The 22,003-nt window shown below is 52.7% G+C and carries 20 protein-coding genes and 2 pseudogenes; 9 read left to right on the top strand and 13 right to left on the bottom strand.

Features of this window, described 5'->3' with window-relative positions; all coding sequences use genetic code 11:
• Positions 1-207: 207 nt before the first annotated feature.
• Positions 208-1,059, top strand: coding sequence for a 3-mercaptopyruvate sulfurtransferase (gene sseA, locus HV302_RS06675; RefSeq protein ID WP_181627073.1), 852 nt, complete (start codon positions 208-210; stop codon positions 1,057-1,059).
• Between the two features lie 222 nt (positions 1,060-1,281).
• Here the strand turns inward: sseA and sseB are convergent, their stop codons facing one another.
• From sseB to trmJ, 11 genes are all read right to left on the bottom strand, one after another.
• On the bottom strand, positions 1,282-2,058 hold the full coding sequence (gene sseB, locus HV302_RS06670; protein ID WP_016157136.1) for an enhanced serine sensitivity protein SseB: 777 nt from the start codon (positions 2,056-2,058) through the stop codon (positions 1,282-1,284).
• Positions 2,059-2,128: 70 nt separating this feature from the next.
• Positions 2,129-3,412: an aminopeptidase PepB gene (gene pepB, locus HV302_RS06665; RefSeq protein ID WP_016157137.1), complete on the bottom strand. Its 1,284-nt coding sequence runs from the start codon at positions 3,410-3,412 to the stop codon at positions 2,129-2,131.
• A 60-nt stretch (positions 3,413-3,472) separates the two neighbouring features.
• On the bottom strand, positions 3,473-3,673 hold the full coding sequence (gene iscX / locus HV302_RS06660) for a Fe-S cluster assembly protein IscX (protein WP_003037694.1): 201 nt from the start codon (positions 3,671-3,673) through the stop codon (positions 3,473-3,475).
• An 11-nt stretch (positions 3,674-3,684) separates the two neighbouring features.
• The gene (gene fdx / locus HV302_RS06655; RefSeq protein WP_003037690.1) at positions 3,685-4,020 is read right to left on the bottom strand and encodes an ISC system 2Fe-2S type ferredoxin; all 336 of its coding nucleotides are present in this window, start codon (positions 4,018-4,020) and stop codon (positions 3,685-3,687) included.
• A 1-nt stretch (position 4,021) separates the two neighbouring features.
• Positions 4,022-5,872, bottom strand: a complete 1,851-nt coding sequence (hscA, locus tag HV302_RS06650) for a Fe-S protein assembly chaperone HscA (RefSeq protein WP_019077384.1) — start codon at positions 5,870-5,872, stop codon at positions 4,022-4,024.
• 15 nt (positions 5,873-5,887) lie between these two features.
• On the bottom strand, positions 5,888-6,403 hold the full coding sequence (hscB, locus tag HV302_RS06645; protein ID WP_016154008.1) for a co-chaperone HscB: 516 nt from the start codon (positions 6,401-6,403) through the stop codon (positions 5,888-5,890).
• Positions 6,404-6,511: 108 nt separating this feature from the next.
• Complete coding sequence (gene iscA, locus HV302_RS06640) at positions 6,512-6,835, bottom strand: iron-sulfur cluster assembly protein IscA (protein WP_003835203.1); 324 nt, start codon at positions 6,833-6,835, stop codon at positions 6,512-6,514.
• A gap of 20 nt (positions 6,836-6,855) precedes the next feature.
• Positions 6,856-7,242, bottom strand: coding sequence for a Fe-S cluster assembly scaffold IscU (gene iscU / locus HV302_RS06635; RefSeq protein WP_002913991.1), 387 nt, complete (start codon positions 7,240-7,242; stop codon positions 6,856-6,858).
• 26 nt (positions 7,243-7,268) lie between these two features.
• Positions 7,269-8,483: a cysteine desulfurase gene (iscS, locus tag HV302_RS06630; protein WP_016154009.1), complete on the bottom strand. Its 1,215-nt coding sequence runs from the start codon at positions 8,481-8,483 to the stop codon at positions 7,269-7,271.
• A 167-nt stretch (positions 8,484-8,650) separates the two neighbouring features.
• Complete coding sequence (iscR, locus tag HV302_RS06625; RefSeq protein ID WP_005120405.1) at positions 8,651-9,142, bottom strand: Fe-S cluster assembly transcriptional regulator IscR; 492 nt, start codon at positions 9,140-9,142, stop codon at positions 8,651-8,653.
• A gap of 218 nt (positions 9,143-9,360) precedes the next feature.
• On the bottom strand, positions 9,361-10,092 hold the full coding sequence (gene trmJ / locus HV302_RS06620) for a tRNA (cytosine(32)/uridine(32)-2'-O)-methyltransferase TrmJ (protein ID WP_016157139.1): 732 nt from the start codon (positions 10,090-10,092) through the stop codon (positions 9,361-9,363).
• 118 nt (positions 10,093-10,210) lie between these two features.
• On the opposite strand from trmJ, the gene suhB reads away from it, so the two are divergent.
• Positions 10,211-11,014, top strand: a complete 804-nt coding sequence (gene suhB, locus HV302_RS06615; protein ID WP_016154011.1) for an inositol-1-monophosphatase — start codon at positions 10,211-10,213, stop codon at positions 11,012-11,014.
• Positions 11,015-11,097: 83 nt separating this feature from the next.
• On the opposite strand, the gene HV302_RS06610 is transcribed toward suhB, so the two are convergent.
• Positions 11,098-12,078 (bottom strand): nickel/cobalt transporter, encoded by a 981-nt coding sequence (locus HV302_RS06610; RefSeq protein ID WP_049041547.1) that lies wholly within the window; start codon positions 12,076-12,078, stop codon positions 11,098-11,100.
• Entirely contained in the window at positions 12,069-12,707 is a 639-nt protein-coding gene (locus HV302_RS06605) for a DUF1007 family protein (protein WP_181627072.1), read from the bottom strand. The genes HV302_RS06610 and HV302_RS06605 overlap by 10 nt, the downstream gene beginning before the upstream one ends.
• A gap of 420 nt (positions 12,708-13,127) precedes the next feature.
• Between HV302_RS06605 and HV302_RS06600 the strand changes: the two genes are divergently transcribed.
• The 7 genes and pseudogenes from HV302_RS06600 to HV302_RS06570 all read left to right on the top strand — a co-directional run bounded on the left by HV302_RS06600 (position 13,128) and on the right by HV302_RS06570 (position 21,994).
• Positions 13,128-14,111: an autoinducer 2 ABC transporter substrate-binding protein gene (locus tag HV302_RS06600; protein ID WP_003037665.1), complete on the top strand. Its 984-nt coding sequence runs from the start codon at positions 13,128-13,130 to the stop codon at positions 14,109-14,111.
• 103 nt (positions 14,112-14,214) lie between these two features.
• Positions 14,215-15,723: a sugar ABC transporter ATP-binding protein gene (locus HV302_RS06595; RefSeq protein ID WP_016154014.1), complete on the top strand. Its 1,509-nt coding sequence runs from the start codon at positions 14,215-14,217 to the stop codon at positions 15,721-15,723.
• A pseudogene (locus HV302_RS06590) lies at positions 15,716-16,312 on the top strand (ABC transporter permease); the annotation flags it as partial. The gene HV302_RS06595 and the pseudogene HV302_RS06590, both read left to right, overlap by 8 nt.
• Positions 16,313-16,483: 171 nt before the next feature.
• Complete coding sequence (locus tag HV302_RS06585) at positions 16,484-18,001, top strand: tyrosine-type recombinase/integrase (protein ID WP_442780528.1); 1,518 nt, start codon at positions 16,484-16,486, stop codon at positions 17,999-18,001.
• A gap of 539 nt (positions 18,002-18,540) precedes the next feature.
• Positions 18,541-19,238, top strand: a protein-coding gene (locus tag HV302_RS06580; RefSeq protein ID WP_223429336.1) for an IS1 family transposase whose coding sequence is annotated in 2 segments (ribosomal slippage) — positions 18,541-18,790 and positions 18,790-19,238 — 699 coding nt in all. Because the reading frame shifts where the segments join, the coding sequence is not laid out codon by codon here.
• Between the two features lie 16 nt (positions 19,239-19,254).
• A pseudogene (locus tag HV302_RS06575) lies at positions 19,255-19,446 on the top strand (fimbrial biogenesis chaperone); the annotation flags it as partial.
• A gap of 52 nt (positions 19,447-19,498) precedes the next feature.
• On the top strand, positions 19,499-21,994 hold the full coding sequence (locus HV302_RS06570; protein ID WP_181627071.1) for a fimbria/pilus outer membrane usher protein: 2,496 nt from the start codon (positions 19,499-19,501) through the stop codon (positions 21,992-21,994).
• Positions 21,995-22,003: the final 9 nt, after the last annotated feature.

The raw sequence follows: 22,003 nt of genomic DNA, 5'->3' as shown, positions 1-22,003 counted from the left end.
TTTTCATCCCTGGCCGTAGTGGCCCGTTAGCTACGTAGAACAACTATTATGCGTCAGATTTTCGGCGTTGGAAGCCAGTAACTGTCCTACGTTGTCCTATTTTTTCGTGATTAATGTGGATTCGCCTGACAAATCAGCCTCTTTTACTTGTCGCATTGCCCTAAACATCCGACAATTTGCCAAAACCTGGTAAAAATGGAGATGCCTATGACCACCGCCTTTTTTGTCGCTGCCGACTGGCTTGCCGAACACATTGACGACCCGGAAATACAAATTCTTGATGCCCGGATGGCACCTCCAGGACAGGAAGATCGCGATGTTGGCGAGGAGTATCGCGCGGGCCATATTCCTGGCGCAGTCTTTTTTGATATTGAAGCGCTTTCCGACCAAACGTCACCGCTACCGCATATGATGCCGCGACCGGAAGCCTTTGCCGTAGCGATGCGCGAATTGGGCGTTCATCAGGATAAACACCTGGTTGTCTACGATGACGGCAACCTGTTTTCCGCGCCTCGCGCATGGTGGATGCTGCGGACATTTGGTGTCGAGAATGTCTCCATTCTGGCGGGCGGTCTGGCTGGCTGGCAGCGCGATGAGCTAATGCTCAAAGAAGGAAATGAGGATTTACCGGAAGGTGAATTTAACGTGGCATTTACGCCTGAAGCGGTTGTGCGCGTTACCGACGTACTGCTGGCCAGTCATGAAAAAACGGCGCAGATCGTCGATGCCCGACCGGCTGCGCGTTTTAATGCCGAAGTTGACGAGCCGCGTCCGGGCCTCAAGCGTGGCCATGTGCCTGGTGCGCTTAACGTACCGTGGACAGAACTGGTTCGTGACGGTGAACTGAAAACTACCGACGAACTGGATGCTATTTTCTTCAGCCATGGCGTAAGCTTTGACCGCCCCATTATCGCCAGCTGCGGCTCAGGCGTCACGGCGGCGGTGGTTGTGCTGGCGCTTGCCACGCTGGGCGTTTCTAACGTCGCATTGTATGACGGCGCATGGAGCGAATGGGGCGCGCGTAACGATTTACCGGTAGAACCGGCTGAGACTCAATAAATTCTCATTTACTCATCTTTTTCACCCACAAAAAAACCGCTCAATGAGCGGTTTTTTTGTACCGGTCCGGTTCTCGGCCTTTCCAGCAGGCTGTGCTGCTTTAGCAAAGCAGGCTCATCGTAGCGCACTAATACTCCCTTTTGAGGGAGAAAAAGCCAACTGAGTTAGCGGCAAAATTATTCAGTGCGCGAGGTATTATCCTTCGTGGCGGCTTTCCTTCACTCAGATAATCCGGTTCTGTTTGAAATCGCGCAGGAAACCGCCCCAGCGGCGTTCGTAGAACGGTGCGATGTGCTCAGTGATAAAGTGACTCACGCCCTTCTCACCTTTCTTCACCTGGCAGATATCAATGGGTTCATCACCCGGCAACGTATCGGTCGCGACGCTACCCGCAGCATGGATGATCTCTTCAATATCACCTTCAGCTTCAATACCAATCAGCAGATTCGGCTGGGCTTCCGCACTTTCTTTGATTGAGCAGAGAAATGCGCGTTTTACCGGCTTAATGGTTTTAAACAGCGTGGTCAGTGAGTCAATCATCTGCGCCGGAGGTTCGGCGACTTCAGAAAGGATCAGCGATTCACCACCTTCCAGTACTTCCTGGGTGCTTAGCGGATTACCCTCTTCCCCCATCAGCAGGCTGATTTCACGCGGCATAAACTCTTTGCCGGTCGGCAGTTTAGCGTTGAGAAAGAGCGTTTCGCCAAGCGTCATTTCAAATAGCGTACGCACCGGCATAACGACAAATGCTTGCTCATCTTCAACCGCCTGTTGCAGGGCTTCCAGGGAGGTGAAGAACGGGATCACGGTAGTGCCGTCTTCTTTTTCCCAGTGTTGAAGGTCGAGGGCGCTGTCTTCTACTACCGCCTCGCCTTCTGCGGCAGTACCCGGCACCCAGACGGTGGATTCCAGTAATGTACGGAAAAATGCCGGACGATGCGCAGGCTCTGTCGCTGCTTGCTCCAGCAACGTTTCTAATTCATTTTTTGTTTCGGACATAAGTATCACAAATTGGATGAATACATGTAAGCCGGATAAGCGTAGCGCCATCCGGCAATACAGTCATGAATTATGCGGTCAGCAGATTCGCGATGGTGCGCACACCCAGACCGGTTGCGCCCGCAGACCACTGCTCAACCGGCGCTTTGCGATAGGTTGCAGAGCAATCGATGTGCAGCCAGCCTTGCTGGTAATTTTCCACGAAATGGGACAGGAAGCCCGCCGCGGTGCTTGCACCCGCCGGGTAGGCCGCACTGCCGGTATTGTTCAGCTCGGCAAAATTTGACGGCAGTTGGCTACGGTGGAACTCTGCCAATGGCAAACGCCAGAACGGCTCGTTTTCTTGCGCCGCACTTGCCAACAAACGCGCGGCCAGTTGGTCATCAAAGCTAAACAGCGCGTGGTAATCGTTGCCCAGTGCGGTTTTCGCCGCGCCGGTCAGCGTGGCAGCATCAATGATCAATTCAGGTTTTTGCGCGCTGGCATCGATCAGGCCATCGGCCAGTACCAGACGCCCTTCAGCATCGGTATTCATCACTTCAACTTTTTTACCGTTGCGATAGTGAATGATATCGCCAAGCTTAAAGGCGTTGCCGCTGATCAGGTTATCCGCGCAGCACAGATACAGCTTCACACGCTTGTTCAGGCCACGGGTGATGGCAAACGCCAGCGCGCCGGTGACCGTTGCCGCACCGCCCATATCGGACTTCATTGAGTCCATAAATGCGCTTTGCTTGATGCTGTATCCGCCGGAGTCAAAGGTAATTCCCTTGCCAACCAGGCAGGCATAAACTGGAGCTTCTTTGTCGCCAGTCGGGTTGTAATCCAGCGCCAGCAGCACCGGCGGACGTTCAGAGCCTCGACCCACGGTATGCAGCCCCATGTAGTTCTGCTCGCGCAGATCTTCACCTTTGGTGATACGGTACGAGACGTTGTCGCAGGCCACGCCGCACAGCAGGTCTACCGCGCGTTGCGCCAGCTGTTCCGGGCCCAGCTCTTCTGCAGGTGCGTTAATGGTATCGCGCACCCAGTCAATAATCTTCAGACGGTTATCCAGCTCTTTGCGCTGCGCCTCGTCCAGAGCGGCCCACTCAACTTTGCGGGTGCCTTTTGGTCCTTTGTAACCCTGCCAGAACGCCCAGCTACGTTCGGTATCCCAGCCTTCACCATCCAGTTGGACATGTTTAATACCCAGGCCGTCAATTTTACGCGCGGCGCGCTGGATAAGGCTGAGATCATCTTTTCCGTTCAGGTGCAGGGTAATACCGTCATTATTAATGCTGTATGTCGCCTTTTCACCCCAGCGAGCGTCAGCGGGTTGCGTGGAAAGCGTAATTTTCATGGCTTCTGTCATTTTATTTATCCTTATTTCGCGCATACAGGAAAACGGGCCACCCGTGGGCAGCCCGTTGACTTATTCGGCTTCGTCCAGCCAGACCAGTAAAATGGCCTCAAGGATTTTTTCGTTCGATGCCTGTGGATCATCATCGAACTCTTCCAGGTCACAGATCCATTGGTGCAGATCGGTGAAACGAACGGTCTTGGGATCGAGATCGGGGAACGCGTCGTACAGCGCCTCGCCGATTTCGCGGCTATCGGTCCACTTCAGTCCCATACTACCCTCTGTTAATGCTCACGTGCATGATTGATTGTGTAACGTGGGATTTCGACCACTAAATCGTCCTCGGTTACCCGTGCCTGACAGCTTAAACGGCTCTCCGGCTCCAGTCCCCAGGCTTTATCCAGCATGTCGTCTTCTTCTTCTGTGCTTTCCGGCAAAGAATCAAAACCTTCACGTACGATGCAGTGGCAGGTCGTGCAGGCACAGGATTTTTCACAGGCGTGTTCAATCTCGATACCGTTACGCAGGGCAACGTCGAGAATGGTTTCGCCGGTCTCAGCTTCCAGAACTGCGCCATCGGGACAGAGATCCTGATGAGGCAAAATAACAATCTTTGGCATATTAAACCTCGTCCACGGAATGGCCTTTCAGCGCGCTACGGACGGATTTGTCCATACGGCGAGCGGCGAATTCCTGGGTTTGTTTGTCTACGTTTTTAATGGCTTGTTCTATCGCGTCAACATCGTCACCCTGTGCTACCTCGCTCAAGTGCGCGGCGGCGGTGTCGATAGCCTGACGTTCTGCGGCGCTTAACAGCGCGGCATCAGCGTTCAGCGCACCGGATAAACTCTCCAGTACGCGTGCCGCTTCGACTTTCTGTTCTGCCAGCATACGAGCTTTAACGTCCTGCTCGGCAAAACTCATCGAATCCTGAATCATGGAGGCGATTTCACTGTCGGTCAGACCGTAGGACGGTTTGACCTGAATCGAGGACTCAACGCCGGTGGATTTCTCCATAGCGGTGACGCTCAGCAGCCCATCAGCATCGACCTGGAAGGTCACGCGGATATGCGCGCCGCCTGCCGGCAACGCCGGGATACCGCGCAGCGCAAAACGCGCCAGTGAACGACAGTCTTGCACCAGCTCACGCTCGCCTTGCATCACGTGAATGGACATCGCGGTTTGGCCATCTTTAAACGTGGTGAAGTCTTGCGCACGCGCCACCGGGATAGTGGTGTTACGCGGGATCACTTTCTCCACCAGACCGCCCATGGTTTCCAGTCCCAGAGACAGCGGGATAACGTCCAGCAGCAGCATTTCGCTGTCCGGTTTATTCCCGACCAGAATATCCGCCTGGATTGCCGCACCGATAGCGACCACTTTGTCCGGGTCGATAGAGGTCAGCGGCGTACGGCCAAAGAATTCACCGACGCGTTCACGTACCAGCGGCACGCGCGTTGAACCACCGACCATTACCACTTCCAGCACATCCTGCGGCTCAACGCCCGCATCTTTCAGCGCACGGCGGCAGGCCAGCAGCGTACGTTTAACCAGTGCGGAAATGAGTTCATTAAAGGTTTCACGGTTGATTTCACCCTGCCATCCCGCCACGTTAACCGTCACAGAATCGGCGTCGCTGAGTGCGATTTTCGCTGCAATCGCGGCATCCAGCAGTTCGCGCTGTACGCGGTTATCGCTGCGATCGGCAACGCCCGCCTGCTCGCGAATGTAATCGGCCAGCAGATGGTCAAAATCGTCGCCGCCGAGCGCGGAATCACCACCGGTCGCCAGCACTTCGAACACGCCGCGACTCAGGCGCAGAATAGAAATATCAAAAGTACCGCCGCCAAGGTCATAGACCGCGATCACGCCTTCCTGACCGGAATCCAGGCCATAAGCGATCGCCGCAGCGGTCGGTTCGTTCAGCAGACGCAATACGTGCAGGCCCGCCAGACGCGCGGCGTCTTTCGTCCCCTGACGCTGTGCATCGTCAAAGTAAGCCGGAACGGTGATCACTACGCCATCCAGTTCGCCGGACAACGATTCGGTTGCCCGCGCGGCCAGCGCTTTCAGAATGTCAGCGGATACGCGCACCGGATTAAGCAAACCGGCAGCGGTTTCAATCATCGGCAGGCCGTTTTCGCTCGCCTGGAATGAATAAGGCAGATGTGGGTAACGCGCCTGGATATCCGCCAGAGAGCGGCCCATCATGCGTTTTACCGAGCTGACGGTGTTTGCCGTATCCAGCGCAGCATTGGCGCGGGCATCGTAACCGACCGAGTAGCCCTGCTGCTGATAGTGAACCACTGACGGCAACAGGTGGCGACCTTCATGATCTGCCAGCGTTTCGGCCTGGCCGCTGCGTACGGTCGCAACCAGGGAGTTGGTGGTGCCTAAATCGATACCGACCGCCAGACGACGCTGGTGCGGCGCGGCGCTCAGACCAGGCTCACTAATTTGTAATAAGGCCATTTTCGCTTCCGGAAATTAAAAATCGAGCAGTTTTTCTTCGAGTTGTTCTGCACTGCTTCGCAGTTTATCGAGAAAACGCAGCTTACGCACGGTATCTGCCGCTGCGTCCCACGTCTCGCTATCCAGCTGTTCAACCATCAGTTGATGGCGAACGTTGTACATTTCGCTGACGCGTTGCATAAACGCATCCAGCCGTTGATTGTCTTTTGCCTGTTCAATCTCGTCCAGCTCTTCGCGCAGCTCCAGCTGTTCCATCAGAAACGCGGTATCGCGCACCGTGTGCTGCTCGCTGCGGATATCAAAGCCGTGTAAAGACAACAAGTATTCGGCGCGCATCAAAGGATGACGCAGCGTTTGCCAGGCCTGGTTGATAGTGGCGGACTGCGAAACCGCAGCAAGTTGTTCCGCCTGAGAACCGCTGGCGAATTTATCAGGATGATACTGACGTTGCAGATCCTGAAAACGTAGGCTCAGCGCCTGAGTATCGAGCTGATAACGGGCCGGTAAGCCAAAGAGGGTGAAGTAGTCCATAACATTCTCAGGGCATCGATTCTCTGTTGTTCGATGAGGCAAAACCAGAGAGTCAGGTAAAACAAACCCCACGCGCAGGCGACCACGGTGGGGTTATCAGTAAGCGCGTTACACGTGGAAGCTTTCGCCGCATCCACATTCGTCTTTCACGTTCGGGTTAGTGAACTTAAACCCTTCGTTCAGACCTTCTTTGACGAAGTCTAACTGCGTACCGTCGAGGAATTGCAGGCTCTTACCGTCGATCACGACTTTTACACCTTTGTCTTCAAACACGGTATCTTCAGCCGCCGGCTCGTCAACAAATTCCAGTACATAAGCCATACCTGAGCAGCCGGAGGTTCTCACGCCCAGACGCAGACCAAACCCTTTACCGCGGTTTGCCAGGAAGGTATTTACACGCGCTGCTGCACTGTCGCTTAAGGTAATCGACATAATAAAACCTCAACTCTTAATTATTTTGCTTCACGTTTGCTTTTGTAATCCGCAATCGCGGCTTTAATCGCGTCTTCAGCCAGAATCGAGCAGTGAATTTTCACTGGTGGCAGTTCAAGCTCGTCGGCGATATCGGTATTTTTGATCGCCTGTGCTTCGTCCAGAGATTTCCCTTTTACCCATTCGGTAACCAGAGAGCTGGAGGCAATAGCGGAACCGCAGCCGTAAGTCTTGAAACGCGCGTCTTCAATGATACCCTCATTGTTGACTTTGATCTGCAACTTCATCACGTCGCCACAGGCCGGTGCACCCACCATGCCGCTGCCCACGTTCTCGTCGCTGTTGTCAAAAGAGCCCACGTTACGTGGATTCTCGTAATGATCGATTACTTTTTCGCTGTAAGCCATGTTGAATTCTCCTTATGTGCGCCGAATTAGTGATGAGACCATTCAATACTGTTCAAATCCACGCCCTGTTTGAACATTTCCCACAGCGGGGAAAGGTCGCGCAGGCGGCCAATGGAGTTGCGAACCAGATTGATGGCGTAGTCAATCTCTTCTTCGGTAGTGAAACGACCTAAAGAGAAACGAATTGAGCTATGTGCCAGCTCGTCGGTCATCCCCAGCGCGCGCAGCACGTAGGATGGCTCCAGGCTTGCAGAGGTACATGCAGAACCGGAGGATACAGCCAGGTCTTTCAGCGCCATAATCAGCGACTCGCCTTCAACAAAGTTGAAGCTAACGTTGAGAATGTTCGGCGCGCCCTGCTCGAGGTCACCATTGAGGTACACCTCTTCCATATCTTTCACGCCGTTCCACAGACGGTTACGCAGAGTGCGCAGGCGCGCCATCTCGGTTTCCATCTCTTCTTTGGCGATACGGTAAGCTTCACCCATCCCAACGATTTGGTGCACAGGCAGCGTACCGGAACGCATACCGCGCTCGTGACCGCCGCCGTGCATCTGCGCTTCAATACGAATACGCGGTTTACGACGAACGTACAGCGCGCCGATACCTTTCGGACCATAGATTTTGTGGCCGGAGAAGGACATCAGGTCAACTTTCAGTTGGCTCAGATCGATAGGCAGTTTGCCCACGCTCTGGGTCGCATCAACGTGATAGATGATACCGCGGGCACGGCACATTTCGCCGATGGTTGCGATATCCTGTACCACGCCGATTTCGTTGTTAACGTGCATGATGGAGACCAGAATAGTGTCGTCACGCATTGCCGCTTCAAGTTCTTTCAGGTCGATAATGCCGTTACGCTGTGGGGCGAGGTAGGTCACTTCAAACCCTTCGCGCTCCAGCTGACGGCAGGTGTCCAGCACGGCTTTGTGTTCGGTTTTGCTGGTGATGATGTGCTTGCCTTTTTTCTGGTAAAAGTTGGCTGCACCTTTAATCGCCAGGTTATCGGATTCCGTCGCACCGGAAGTAAAGACGATTTCACGCGGATCGGCACCGACCAGATCAGCGATCTGATTGCGGGCGATATCTACCGCCTCTTCAGCTTGCCAGCCGAAACGGTGTGAACGGGAAGCTGGGTTACCAAAGTTTCCGTCCAGGGTCAGACACTGCATCATTTTCTCGGCAACACGCGGGTCCACCGGCGTGGTTGCGGAGTAGTCGAGATAGATCGGTAATTTCATTGCTCTATAAACTCCGTACATCGCTTCAATGCAAGGAATCAGGCAACCGGCTGGATGTACGACCGAGTTAACGGGGCGTCTGGCACCCCGGCCTGATTCTGAAATACTTTTTACGCTTCATCTTTCTGGCTGCCTTAATGCAACCAGAAGATATTGCGTAATTTTTATTAGGCACGCAGTTTGACGTCGATAGCGTCTTGCGTGCGGGTACTGCGTGGAGCGTCATGTGTGTGCTGGCGACCAGACACATCCAGGACTTCCTGATTATTCACCAGTTCGCCCAACGTAATGTTGTTGAGGAAACCGGTCAGACGATCGCTCAGATCGCGCCACAGCGCGTGGGTCAGGCATTTATCGCCGCCCTGACAACCGCCTTTGCCCTGGCAACGGGTCGCGTCTACAGACTCGTCAACAGCGCTAATCACTTCACCTACTGCGATGCTGCCGGCATCTTTACCCAGCAGATACCCGCCGCCTGGTCCACGTACGCTGGAAACCAGACCGTTTTTACGCAAACGGGAAAACAGCTGCTCCAGATATGACAGGGAAATTCCCTGACGTTCAGAAATATCAGCCAACGGTACCGGGCCCGTTTCGGAGTTGAGCGCAACGTCCAACATTGCGGTCACGGCATAACGCCCTTTTGATGTCAGTCTCATGTCTTACTTAGCCTCAAACTCGCCCCTGCCCGGGGTTTTTTATTGTAAAATGGGGGTATTGCATAGCAGGGGCAAGTCTGACATTCCCGACTAAATCAGTCAACTATTTACTTGACTAATTTAGTCAGGTATTTAACCTTCAGTGCCATTTTTCATTTACCGGATGGCGCTTCGCTAATCCGGCCTGGAAATCGTGCAGCCATCCGGCATCAAGACGCTTACTTGCCTTTATTCTGCTGCTCTATAGAAGCTAAAATTCCGCGCAAAATGTTCAGCTCCTGGCTCTCAGGACGCGCACGAGTGAACAGACGGCGCAGCTTGTTCATCACCTGCCCCGGATGTCCTTCGCGGATAAACCCGGTCGACAGCAGCGTTTGTTCCAGATGACCGTAAAAACGCTCTAAATCATCGACCAGCGGATACTCAGCTTCTTCGTATTCTGCGGTCTTGTCGCTTTCCTGCGTTGCCAGCCAGGCCATGCGAACTTCATAAGAGATGACCTGCACCGCCATCGCCAGGTTGAGCGAGCTGTATTCCGGGTTCGCGGCAATGGCGACGTGATAATGGCACTTCTGCAGCTCTTCGTTGGTCAGGCCAACGCGTTCACGTCCAAACACCAGCGCCACCGGCGAGTTCGTTGCTTCAGAGACGCTTTTTAAACCGCATTCACGCGGATCCAGCATCGGCCACGGCAGCGTACGGGAGCGCGCGCTGGTACCCACTACCAGGCTGCAACCCGCCAGCGCTTCATCGAGAGTATCGACGATCTGCGCGCTGCCGATCACATCGCTGGCACCAGCCGCCAGGGCGATGGCCTGGGAGTCCGGTTTAACCAGTGGATTTACCAGCCACAGATTAGTTAAACCCATGGTTTTCATTGCGCGGGCCACAGAGCCCATGTTGCCAGTGTGAGAGGTTTCCACCAGCACGATTCGAATATTTTGCAGCATTGTATTTCTTCGGCTAAAGATTATTCGGGCATATTATCATAAAACGAAGACATATTCCGAACTCGCTGCTATACTCTGCGCCGTTTTCCCGTTCTTTAACATCCAGTGAGAGAGACCGATGCATCCGATGCTGACCATCGCCGTGCGCGCAGCGCGCAAGGCGGGTAATGTAATTGCCAAACACTACGAAACGCCAGACTCTGTAGAAACCAGCCAGAAAGGCAGCAATGATTTCGTGACTAACGTCGATAAAGCCGCCGAAGCGATTATTATCGAAACAATTCGCAAATCTTACCCACAGCACACCATCATCACCGAAGAAAGCGGTGAGCATGTTGGTGAAGATCAGGATGTTCAATGGGTTATCGATCCACTGGATGGCACCACCAACTTCGTAAAACGTCTGCCGCACTTCGCGGTTTCCATCGCAGTACGCATTAAAGGCCGTACTGAAGTCGCCGTTGTTTACGATCCAATGCGTAACGAACTGTTCACCGCAACCCGCGGCCAGGGCGCACAGCTGAACGGCTACCGTCTGCGTGGCAGCACTTCACGCGATCTGGACGGTACCATCATCGCCACCGGTTTCCCGTTCAAAGCGAAACAGCACGCCACTTCTTACATGAAAATTCTTGGCAAGATGTTTACCGAGTGCGCTGACTTCCGCCGCACAGGTTCTGCTGCGCTGGATCTGGCTTACGTTGCCGCTGCACGCGTTGACGGTTACTTCGAAATCGGTCTGAAACCATGGGATTTCGCCGCAGGTGAGCTGATTGCTCGTGAAGCAGGCGCACTGGTTTGCGACTTCACCGGCGGTCATAACTACATGGCTACTGGCAACATCGTTGCAGGTAATCCGCGCGTAGTGAAAGCCATGCTGGCTAACATGCGTGACGAACTGAGCGACGCGCTGAAGCGTTAATTCAGTACAGCCCAGTGGTGTCATGCTACCGGGCTTACGTGTTGATACAGGCCGGATAAGGCGAAGCCGCCATCCGGCTTTGATTAAAACGGTCTAATCCCTCGCCCCACCGGCACCGCGCTCACCCACATCACTACCGCAGCAGCAATCAGCACCGCACCACCGGCTAATGCCAGCGTCGTCCAGCCAATCTGTCGCCACAGCACCGGCGCTTTATGTCCGCTAAGTCTCACCGCCAGCGAGCGGAAACTGTGTACCAGCAAAGCCAGTGACGTAATCGTCAAAGAGGTTCCTGCCGCCATCGCCAGCGCCGACGCCATACCCCAGCTAAAAACGCCAACCACTTTGCTAAACAGTAAAACCATAATTGCCCCGGAGCATGGCCGCATTCCCATAGACAAAACGATCATCAGCCGGGCGCGCCAGTCATCACCGCTTTGCAGCTGTTCAGGATCAGGCAAATGCTGATGCCCACAGCCACATCCCTCGTGATGCACATGGTGCGGCGTGAAGGCGATAAATTTCGGGCGACGCAGTAACTGGCGCAATTTCTTCAGCGCACGGACGCACAATAAAACGCCCAACACGCCAACCAGCGCATAACTCCCTTTCTCCAGCCAGAAACTACTCATATGTAGCTGTCGTGCAGGCAACTGCAAAATGGTGAGCACCACAACCACCAGCCCGATGGCGACCAGTCCCTGTAATAAAGATGAGGCCAGCGTCAGGCCAATACTCGACCTCAGCTTCGAGGGATGCGTTGCCAGCCAGGTGGTAATGACGACTTTTCCATGTCCTGGTCCCAACGCATGCAGCACACCATAGAGAAAACTAAACAGCAGCAGCGATCCCCCGGCCTGGGCCGGATTGGCGGCAACGGCTTTCAGCAAACCGCTCATCTGCTGGTTAACGTCACGCTGCCAGACGACACTTTTCATCATCACCTGCGGCCAGGCCTGCCATAGCCACAGTATGCCGACTGCAGCCAGCAGTAAAAACACCGCCAGCGGCCATAGCGTGAGCCAGCGGCGTCTGGCGGCGCGTTGTTGATAAACTACGGACATTGCAGCGTCACCGTCTGTGCAAACTGTTTACCCAATTCCATATCCTCCGGCGGTGCGTCTTCTTTATCCAGCGACTGCGCAAAGCTCAGCATTTGTTCATTCGGCGTCGGCGTATGTACTGAAATACGGCATTGCTGACTTATGGCCTGCGCCAGCCTGGCATCGCTGTCTTTGTCATAGCTCATATCAACGTAGTAGGTGGGGTCGAAGGTTGAAATGGTATATTTTTGACCGCTCAGCGGCTGAGCTTCTGCCAGCGGCAACACGAACGTCAGCACTGCCTGATGTTCTTCACGCTCCATGCCATATTCCGTCGGCCTGTTTTTAAACTTTACCTTTTTCCCGTCGTGCCACACTTCGGTGAAATAGTGCTGCCCGAGGACGTTGGCCATCACTTCTGCCGCCAGTTTTTTCCAGATCTCATCACCAGGTTTGGCATTTCCCGCATCGTAAAGCAGATCTGCCGAGGTGATTTCATCCATCGTCCTGCGCATTTTTAGCGCGACGAACTGGTCATTCTCGCTCACTATCTCGGTTTTCAAATGGATAAAGCTGTGGGGATGCGCACCTGCGCCAAAGGACAGGATCGCGAGAAACAACGTCATAATGATACGTTTAACGCCTTGCATGAGTTCTCCACGAGAAAAATCTACACCGCCACAAATAATGATGCCGTGTTTGGCGAAAGTGTGCTGAGGATACCATTGAACGAAAAAATGTTGAGCCCCCTTTTCCGGTATCGATTCAGTTCTCAATTTCAACAATTTCTTCTTCAGCAACATCCTCCCAAATACCTTTTTGTCGCCACAACTTAAGTAAAATGATAACAATTTGTTAATTTATGGTTTCATTTTAATGTTTTGTTAACACTGAATTTAAATCCCTGAGTGTATTTCCGTGCAAATTTAACTAATATTTAACCGTTTATTTTCCATAAAATTACAATAATGGGCATAGATCACATTCACCAAACTTGTAATTCATTACCTCTTCCATTCGTTGTTAACTTCACGCCGTGACATGTCCTGCCCCCTACGAAAGGTACAACTATGAAATTCAAACTCGCATTACTCAGTGCAACCCTGGTTTCTGCATGCATGTTGTCCGGCACGTCCTTTGCGGCGGAAAAATATGAAATTGCTGTGGTTGCCAAAGTCACCGGGATTCCGTGGTTTAACCGGATGGAAACCGGTGTTAATGAAGCAGCAAAAAAACTGGATGTGAATGCTTACCAGACCGGGCCTTCCACGCCGGATCCGGCACAGCAGGTCAAAGTGATTGAAGATCTGATCGCCAAAAACGTCAACGCCATCATCGTGGTACCGAATGACGCCAAGGTCCTTGAGCCAGTACTGAAAAAAGCGCGCGATAAAGGCATTGTCGTTCTGACGCACGAATCCCCGGATGAGCAAATTGGCCAATGGGATATCGAAACCATCGATAGTGAAAAATACGCACAGGCCAACGTCGATGAGTTAGCAAAAAACATGGGCGGCAAAGGGGGTTACGCCATCTATGTCGGTTCACTGACGGTGCCGCTGCATAACGCGTGGGCGGATTATGCAATTAAGTACCAGAAAGAAAAATATCCGGAAATGTTTGAGGTCACTTCACGTCTGCCGGTTGCGGAAAGCATCGATAAATCCTACGCCACGACGCTGGACCTGATGAAAACCTATCCGCAGATGAAAGGCATTATCGGTTTCGGCTCGCTGGGTCCAATCGGTGCGGGTCAGGCTGTGCAGAAAAAACGCGCCAAAGATAAAATCGCCGTTGTCGGGATCGCAATGCCAGCACAGGCTGCACCTTACCTGATGCGCGGTGATATCAAAAAAGCGCTGCTGTGGGATCCAAAAGACGCGGGCTACGCGCTGGTAACGGTTGCCGATCAGCTGTTGCAGGGCAAAGAAGTTAACGCCGACCTGAGTATCGATGGTTTAGGGAAAGCCGATATCGACACGGAGAAGAAAGTGATCCGCTTTAACAAGATCCTCGAAGTCACCAAAGACAACGCACAATCACTTGGTTTCTAAGGCTTTAGCCAACACCAGGGAACCTTAACGCCGGCCGTCTGGCCGGCGCTATCAACCAAACTAACACTCAGCGTCCATCCGGGCGCTCGCAGGGGTATTGTCCATGGCAGACACCACCGCATTTATCACTCTTGAGAATATCAGCAAACAATTCCCGGGCGTGCTGGCGCTGGATAACGTGAATCTGACGCTGAGAAAAGGCGAAGTTCACTGTCTGGCGGGTCAAAACGGCTGTGGTAAAAGTACCATTATTAAAGTGATCTCCGGAGTTTATCATCCGGAAAAAGGCGCGCAGATTTTACTCGATGGCAAATTGTTCCATCACCTGACGCCGCAGCTCTCTTCCCATTATGGCATTCAGGTTATTTATCAGGACCTGTCGTTGTTCCCTAACTTTAGCGTCGCGGAGAATATCGCGGTCAACCGCTATCTGCCCGGTGGCGATATCTGGGTACGTCGTGGCGCCATGAAGCAGCAGGCGCTGGCAGCCATGAAGCGCATCGGTGTGAACATCGATCCCGATAAAAAGGTTGAAAAACTCTCGATTGCCGACCGACAACTGGTCGCCATTTGCCGGGCGATTGCCGCCGATGCGCGTCTGGTGATTATGGACGAGCCCACCGCCTCACTAACCCGTCAGGAGGTTAATGGCCTGCTACGGGTCGTTAACGAACTAAAAGCTGCCGGAATTTGTGTAGTGTTTGTCAGCCACCGTCTGGATGAAGTGATGGAAGTGGCTGACCGCATCAGCGTGATGCGCGACGGCAAACTGGTGGGCACTTATCCTGCCAGCGAACTCGACAGCCACGAGCTGGCTTTCCTGATGACCGGACAACGCTTCCACTATAGCCCGCTGCCGGAAAGACCCGCTATTGAGCAAGAGCCCCTGCTGGAGCTGCGCAACCTCAGCCGCAGAGGCAAATACCAAAACATTAATCTGTCGCTGCACGGCGGCGAGATTGTCTCCATTGTGGGCCTGCTGGGCGCCGGACGCACCGAACTTTGTCTGAGCCTGTTTGGCATGACGCACCCAGAAAGCGGTGAGATTCGCATTAACGGCCAGCCGGTCACTCTTCGCAATAACCATGATGCCATCAAACATGGGATCGGCTACGTCTCAGAAGATCGCCTGACGCAAGGGCTGATTATGGAGCAGTCGATCTACGACAACACCATCGTCACGGTGTTTGATCAACTGCATACCGGCAGCGGCCTGCTCGATCACCGTAAAGCGCAAAAGCTGGTCGCCGACTTGATCCGCGAGCTGAATATCAAAGTGTCCGATCCACACCTGCCGGTTAAAACCCTTTCCGGCGGTAATGCCCAGCGTATCGCCATTGCCAAATGGGTGGCGACTAATCCCCGCATCCTGATCCTCGACTCCCCTACCGTAGGCGTAGATATCGCCAACAAAGAGGGTATTTACCAGATAGCCCGCGATCTGGCGGAACAGGGTATGGCGGTGCTGATGATTTGCGATGAAATCCCGGAAGCGTATTACAACAGCCACCGCGTGCTGGTGATGCGTCGCGGCAGGCTGGTCGCGGAATTTAATCCTCATCAGTGCCGTGAAGAGGAGATTGCTGAAGTGGTCGAGGTAATCAATGAATAAGATGCATCTCTCCCGTTTAATCGGGCAACATGAATTTTGGCTGGGCCTGCTGGTTGTGGCCCTTGCCGTTGGGCTGAGCATCAGCACCGATGAGTTCTTGTCTTTGGGGAACCTGACGGATGTGGCTACCAGCTATGCGATTCTCGGCATCCTTGCCTGCGGGCTGTTTGTGGTACTGATTTCCGGCGGGATCGACATCTCATTTCCGGCGATGACCGCGATAGCCCAGTATGCGATGGCTAGTTGGGTTATTGGCCACGGCGGCAACTTCGCGCTGGCGTTAATCATCGCGATTGCAGTGGGTCTGCTGCTGGGACTTATTAATGGCTTCCTGGTCTACTGGCTGCGCGTTCCGGCCATCATCATTACCATCGCCACGTTGAACGTTTACTACGGTCTGCTGGTGTACGCCACCAAAGGCACCTGGCTGTACGGCTTTCCGGACTGGTTTATGAACGGCATCAATTGGTTCTCGTTCACCGCGGCGGATGGCTACGACTACGGCTTGACACTGCCCCTGCTGTGCCTTGCGGCTGTGATCATCTTTACCGCCGTGCTGATGAACTATACCCGTCTTATCGGTCAGCTTCAACTTCTTCTAAAACAATACGTTGGTGTGTCTCAGGCCTTAATAGGTGAAAATGTGACACAGACTGTGATACAAACGAGACATACCAACGGTTGTTCCATCCCGAATATTATTAAGCGTGGCAATCGCTACTGCCTTCATTTCAGGCTATCTACAGGCCGATTCTTTCGCATGTCTTTGGGTAGCGATTCAGCCAACAGAGCAAGATTTATATCTTCTCGCCTCTCTATGTTTATTTCTCTTGTAAAATCGTCCAAGATGGAACCAACGCTATTAATGGATATAGTGCAGAAAATGAAGAAGTTAGAACAAGACGATATTGATAAGTATTTGCTTGAAATTCAGGCAGGTTTTTATGCCGCAGCGAAAAAAATCCCCTCTACTGTACGTAGTACCTTGCGAAAATCAGGTTCATTGGCCCGTGAAAAACGTATTGCGCTTGATGTTGGATTGCTACTTGATGGAACCTTCAAACAAGATGTTGAGCCGCTATCGACAGATTCAGTTATAGAACAACTTGGTAGCCAGTTTGATCTTACGGGCATGGAGGATGAAATCGATAATGTGGCTTCACAGTATGACCTCCTCTGGAGACACTATTGCGATGCACATATAGCCTTTATGGATCAGCGACATTCTGATTACCAACAGATTGTTAACTCCATGCGCCCAGACAACCACTATGCGCCTACCGTAGCCGATAAACCTGAAGAATCATTGGCCTCTGGGATTACTTTATCTAAGGCATGGCAGGGATTTCTCGCATTTAAGTCTGATTGGGTGCCTAAGATTCGACAGGGTAATGAGAAATATTATGAAGTGATAGAGATGGTTCTTGGTGCTGATACGTTAGTTACTGAAATCACTCGGCGCGATATTAAACACTTGCTTGAAGTCGTTGAAGGTCTTCCTCGCCAAAACAAGAGGCCATACAACAGGATGACTATCCAGCAATGTTTAGATTTGGATGAAGTTCCAGAAGAAGACTTAGTTTCATCAAAAACGGTCAAAGATTATCTGAAACTTTGTCAGGGGTTATTTTCAACCTACCTGACTAAAGAAGAGGATATTCTTGAATTACCGCCTACAAACAACGTCAAGTATGAAGCAAAAAGTCACAGCTACGGCCATTACAATCGTACAGAAATGAGAAAGATGGTAGAACACTTCGCGACATTAGATGGTTGGAATAAATGGGGTTTTTTGTTGCTAGCGTATACAGGGGCCCGTCGTTCTGAAATCGCAAAACTGAGGGTTTCAGATGTGCGCTTGGACGACGATAGCCAACGGTATTACATAATGATCGGAGATAGTAAGACTGAGGCGGGGATTCGACAGGTTCCTATCTCACAACGTTTGATCAATATGGGTTTTTTGGATTATTTGGATAGCAAAAAGGCAGATACCAACTTGTTCCCAGAAATCACTAATACAAGTCAGGTAACGCGGCTTTTCCATGCGATACGTGAGCAATTGGGTATTGATTATCTTGATGATTATAAAAATAGACGTATTGTGCACAGCTTACGTCACACTTTCGTAACTGAGATTCAGGCAAAGCACACCCTCACACTTGTTCAGCAAACGATAGGCCACGAACATTCAAACCAAGGGCAAACCAAGGTTTACACGGGCAAGATGAAAGTTTCGGATTTGCTTCCAGTTGTTGATAGTGTTGATTGGTTTTAGTGATAGTCATTCTAATTCAATGGGGTTGCTGGACCGTAGCCAAGAACTTATCGCTTGTGAAGCATTGAATTAGGCTATAGCAAAAGCGGAAAAATGGCAGAAACAAACCTGAAAAATGCCGACGAAGAAAATAATCATTGAATTGGAATAAAAAAAACAATATGATTATTGGTTAATTTCTGTTTGTGGCATGTTTTCTGAGTAAAATAAACAAACATTTCTGTCCGTAAAAGCCAGCGCCGGTGCCTGCTAGGGGGTCATCCATTATGCTCGCCGCGTACTGGTTTTTATTATTATCTTAAAGAGATATATCTGGTAAGTGGGGGTTGCTATTTCTGTTCTTAGTAAATTGTCCTTAACTCAATACATCTCACATCACCGTGACAGGGATGGTCGTTACTCTCTGATCCATAGCCCCGTTTACTCACTTGATGGTCTCGAATACCAGCTCAACCACGACCCGGATGACAAAAACAGCAACCCCGGTGATGCTGCCAACTTACTGATTTAGTGTATGATGGTGTTTTTGAGGTGCTCCAGTGGCTTCTGTTTCTATCAGCTGTCCCTCCTGTTCAGCTACTGACGGGGTGGTGCGTAACGGCAAAAGCACTGCCGGACATCAGCGCTATCTCTGCTCTCACTGCCGTAAAACATGGCAACTGCAGTTCACTTACACCGCTTCTCAACCCGGTACGCACCAGAAAATCATTGATATGGCCATGAATGGCGTTGGATGCCGGGCAACCGCCCGCATTATGGGCGTTGGCCTCAACACGATTTTACGTCACTTAAAAAACTCAGGCCGCAGTCGGTAACCTCGCGCATACAGCCGGGCAGTGACGTCATCGTCTGCGCGGAAATGGACGAACAGTGGGGCTACGTCGGTGCTAAATCACGTCAGCGCTGGCTGTTTTACGCGTATGACAGGATACGGAGGACGGTTGTGGCGCACGTCTTCGGTGAACGCACTCTGGCCACACTGGAGCGTCTTCTGAGCCTGCTGTCGGCCTTTGAGGTCGTGGTATGGATGACGGATGGCTGGCCGCTGTATGAATCCCGCCTGAAGGGAAAGCTGCACGTAATCAGCAAGCGTTACACTCAGCGCATTGAGCGACATAACCTGAATCTGAGACAACATCTGGCAAGGCTGGGACGGAAGTCACTGTCGTTCTCAAAATCGGTGGAGCTGCATGACAAGGTCATCGGGCATTATCTGAACATAAAACACTATCAGTAAGTTGGAGTCATTACCCCCATCGGCTTATCACGTCGTCTTTGCCGGTATTGCGCTCGGGAAAACCGATCTCACCAGTAAAATCGACTATATCGCTCCCGGCGAGCATAAACAGATCGAGGTTCCCGCTTCTGCAGGGAAAACGGTGCAGTGGGCAGCCATTAACGACTACGGCGGGGCCACCAAAACGGAAACCCGAACGCTGCAATAGCCGTACCCCATGTTGACCATACGATAATAGCTCTCAAGGAATGACAAGCGAAATGGTGCAATTAACACCGCATTTATTAACCACGAAACGGCTCTCTTTCTGGATACATTGCGCGATTGTCAGCGGATGCCTGAGCGCATGCCAGGCCTGGGCCAGCGATCTCTATTTTGACCCGGCGCTGCTGGAAACGGAGAAAAGTGGCCAGCGGGCAGTGGATCTCAACGTATTTTCTCAGAATAACGCCCAGCTCCCTGGTGAATATATTGTTGATATTTATATTAATAAAAAGAAAACGGTACAACGTACGCTGCCGTTCATCGCCGGTAAAGACCACCAGCTGATTCCTCAGTTCACCCTTGGGCAGCTACGTGAGTTAGGCTTTAAGATCGACAACTATCCGCAGCTTGCTGAGCAGGACAACCGTACGATAATTGCCGATCTGGCGCAGGCCATCCCCGGCAGCGTCTCTCAGTTCGACTTCAACCACAGCCGGCTGAATCTCAGCGTGCCGCAGATTGCATTGTACCGCGACGCCCGCGGCTATATTGCCCCCTCCCGCTGGGACGACGGTATGCCGGTGCTGTTTACCAACTACGCCTTTAGCGGCTCGCAGAACCAATACGAAAGCGATAACACCCAGCACCAGTATCTGAATATGCAAAACGGCGCCAATATCGGCCCCTGGCGGCTGCGCAATTATTCCACCTGGACGCACAACGATAACGACACACGCTGGGAGAGCATTAATAGCTGGTTGCAGCGGGATATCAAAAGTCTGAAATCGCAGCTGGTAATGGGCGAGAGCGCAACGGAAGGCACAGTATTCACCAGCTATCAGTTTACCGGCGTGCGGCTGTACTCCGATGAAACCATGCTGCCCAACAGCCAGCGCGGCTTTGCGCCGACCATTCGCGGTATCGCCAACTCCAGCGCTATCGTCACGGTACGGCAAAACGGCTACACCCTGTATCAAAGCAATGTCCCGGCCGGCGCTTTTGAAATCAACGACCTCTACCCCTCTTCCTTCAGCGGCGATTTAGACGTCACTATCGAAGAGGCCGACGGTAGCGTGCGGCACTTCGTCCAGCCATTCTCCGCGCTACCGCAGATGCAGAGGCCGGGATATCTCAAATACAGCGCCACCGCCGGGCGCTTTCGCGCCGCCAGCTCGCAGGACAGCAACGAACCGGAGTTCCTTGAAAGCACCGCCAGCTATGGCCTGAACAACGTGTTGACCCTGTACGGTGGCCTGAATGCCTCGCAGGACTATCGGGCGCTGGCGCTGGGTCTCGGCTCTACACTCGGCGAACTTGGAGCGGTATCGATGGATGTCAGCCGTGCGGATACCCAGCTTGATAACGATGAAAACTATCACGGCTACAGCTGGCGTACCCAGTACATCAAAGATCTACCGGAAAGCGGCACCAGCGTGTCAGTAAGCTACTATCGCTACACCAGCAGCGGTTATTTCAACTTCTCCGACGCCAACCAGAAGGACATCAGCGCCGACGACCGCCTGCGCAATGAAGCTCAGTTCACCGTCAGCCAGTCGCTGTTTTCTGGTATCAGCTTCTACGCCTCCGGCTCGCAGCAGAAGTACTGGGATCGCGGGGGGCAGGATAAAAACCTGTCCATCGGCCTGAACGGCAATCTATGGGGCGTGAGCTATAACCTCAGCGGCCAGTTCACCGATTCGCAGGACAGCGACAACGATCGCACGCTGTCGCTCAGCCTGAGCGTACCGCTGGATCGCTGGCTGTCGCATGCGCGGGCAACCTGGCGCACCACCGATCAACGCGATCGCGCCACACAGCACGAAGTGGGTATCAACGGCTCGCTGCTGGAAGACCGTCGACTGAGCTATAGCCTCAAACAGCGGCAAAGCGAAGGCGGCGGCGGTGATAGCAGCAGCCTGTACGGCAGCTATCGCTCTGCCTATGGCACCATGAATGCGGGCTACGACCACAGCAGCAATAGCCAACAGATGAGCTACGGCCTCTCCGGCGGTATTGTCGCCCATCCCCACGGCGTGACGCTGTCGCAGCCGCTGGGTAATGCCTTTGCGCTGATTGACGCCAACGGCGCGGCAGGTATCCGGGTGAAAAACTATCCGGGCATCGCCACCGACTATTTTGGCTATGCCATTATCCCCTATCTGACCGCGTATCAGGAAAATGCTATCTCTCTCGATACCACTATGATGCCGGATAATGTCGATGTGACCGAAACCGTGCGTACCGTGGTGCCTAATCTCGGTGCCGCCGTAACGGCGCATTTTATTGCCCAGACCGGCTACCGCGTGCTGTTAAAACTCACCGATGCGCGAGGGAATGCGCTGCCCTTCGGCGCAGTAGCCAGCAGCCAGACGCAGCAAAGCATCGTCGATGAAGGCGGCGTGCTGTATATCACCGGCGTGAACAATCAGCCGCAGAGGTGGTCCGTGCGCTGGGGCAATCAGCCTGATCAACAGTGCCAGTTTACCTTCAGCCTGCAGGAAGATGCCGCTCGCAGCGCCGCAATACATAATGGGAACGCACTATGCCAATAAAGAATTCGT

The organism is Citrobacter sp. RHBSTW-00859 (genome assembly GCF_013729795.1).
GTDB lineage: Bacteria > Pseudomonadota > Gammaproteobacteria > Enterobacterales > Enterobacteriaceae > Citrobacter > Citrobacter braakii.
Note: the sequence above shows the minus strand (reverse complement) of the source record. Positions and strands in the feature narration are given on the sequence as shown.

What these genes read in the sequence shown, in the direction of transcription:
- iscA (WP_003835203.1), bottom strand. Translation starts at nt 6,835, where the DNA reads ATGTCGATTACCTTAAGCGACAGTGCAGCAGCGCGTGTAAATACCTTC.
- HV302_RS06605 (WP_181627072.1), bottom strand. Translation starts at nt 12,707, where the DNA reads ATGCAAGGCGTTAAACGTATCATTATGACGTTGTTTCTCGCGATCCTG.
- sseA (WP_181627073.1), top strand. Translation starts at nt 208, where the DNA reads ATGACCACCGCCTTTTTTGTCGCTGCCGACTGGCTTGCCGAACACATT.
- HV302_RS06610 (WP_049041547.1), bottom strand. Translation starts at nt 12,078, where the DNA reads ATGTCCGTAGTTTATCAACAACGCGCCGCCAGACGCCGCTGGCTCACG.
- HV302_RS06595 (WP_016154014.1), top strand. Translation starts at nt 14,215, where the DNA reads ATGGCAGACACCACCGCATTTATCACTCTTGAGAATATCAGCAAACAA.
- iscS (WP_016154009.1), bottom strand. Translation starts at nt 8,483, where the DNA reads ATGAAATTACCGATCTATCTCGACTACTCCGCAACCACGCCGGTGGAC.
- HV302_RS06600 (WP_003037665.1), top strand. Translation starts at nt 13,128, where the DNA reads ATGAAATTCAAACTCGCATTACTCAGTGCAACCCTGGTTTCTGCATGC.
- suhB (WP_016154011.1), top strand. Translation starts at nt 10,211, where the DNA reads ATGCATCCGATGCTGACCATCGCCGTGCGCGCAGCGCGCAAGGCGGGT.
- fdx (WP_003037690.1), bottom strand. Translation starts at nt 4,020, where the DNA reads ATGCCAAAGATTGTTATTTTGCCTCATCAGGATCTCTGTCCCGATGGC.
- pepB (WP_016157137.1), bottom strand. Translation starts at nt 3,412, where the DNA reads ATGACAGAAGCCATGAAAATTACGCTTTCCACGCAACCCGCTGACGCT.
- trmJ (WP_016157139.1), bottom strand. Translation starts at nt 10,092, where the DNA reads ATGCTGCAAAATATTCGAATCGTGCTGGTGGAAACCTCTCACACTGGC.
- hscA (WP_019077384.1), bottom strand. Translation starts at nt 5,872, where the DNA reads ATGGCCTTATTACAAATTAGTGAGCCTGGTCTGAGCGCCGCGCCGCAC.
- sseB (WP_016157136.1), bottom strand. Translation starts at nt 2,058, where the DNA reads ATGTCCGAAACAAAAAATGAATTAGAAACGTTGCTGGAGCAAGCAGCG.
- hscB (WP_016154008.1), bottom strand. Translation starts at nt 6,403, where the DNA reads ATGGACTACTTCACCCTCTTTGGCTTACCGGCCCGTTATCAGCTCGAT.
- iscR (WP_005120405.1), bottom strand. Translation starts at nt 9,142, where the DNA reads ATGAGACTGACATCAAAAGGGCGTTATGCCGTGACCGCAATGTTGGAC.
- iscX (WP_003037694.1), bottom strand. Translation starts at nt 3,673, where the DNA reads ATGGGACTGAAGTGGACCGATAGCCGCGAAATCGGCGAGGCGCTGTAC.
- HV302_RS06570 (WP_181627071.1), top strand. Translation starts at nt 19,499, where the DNA reads ATGGTGCAATTAACACCGCATTTATTAACCACGAAACGGCTCTCTTTC.
- HV302_RS06585 (WP_442780528.1), top strand. Translation starts at nt 16,484, where the DNA reads ATGTCTTTGGGTAGCGATTCAGCCAACAGAGCAAGATTTATATCTTCT.
- iscU (WP_002913991.1), bottom strand. Translation starts at nt 7,242, where the DNA reads ATGGCTTACAGCGAAAAAGTAATCGATCATTACGAGAATCCACGTAAC.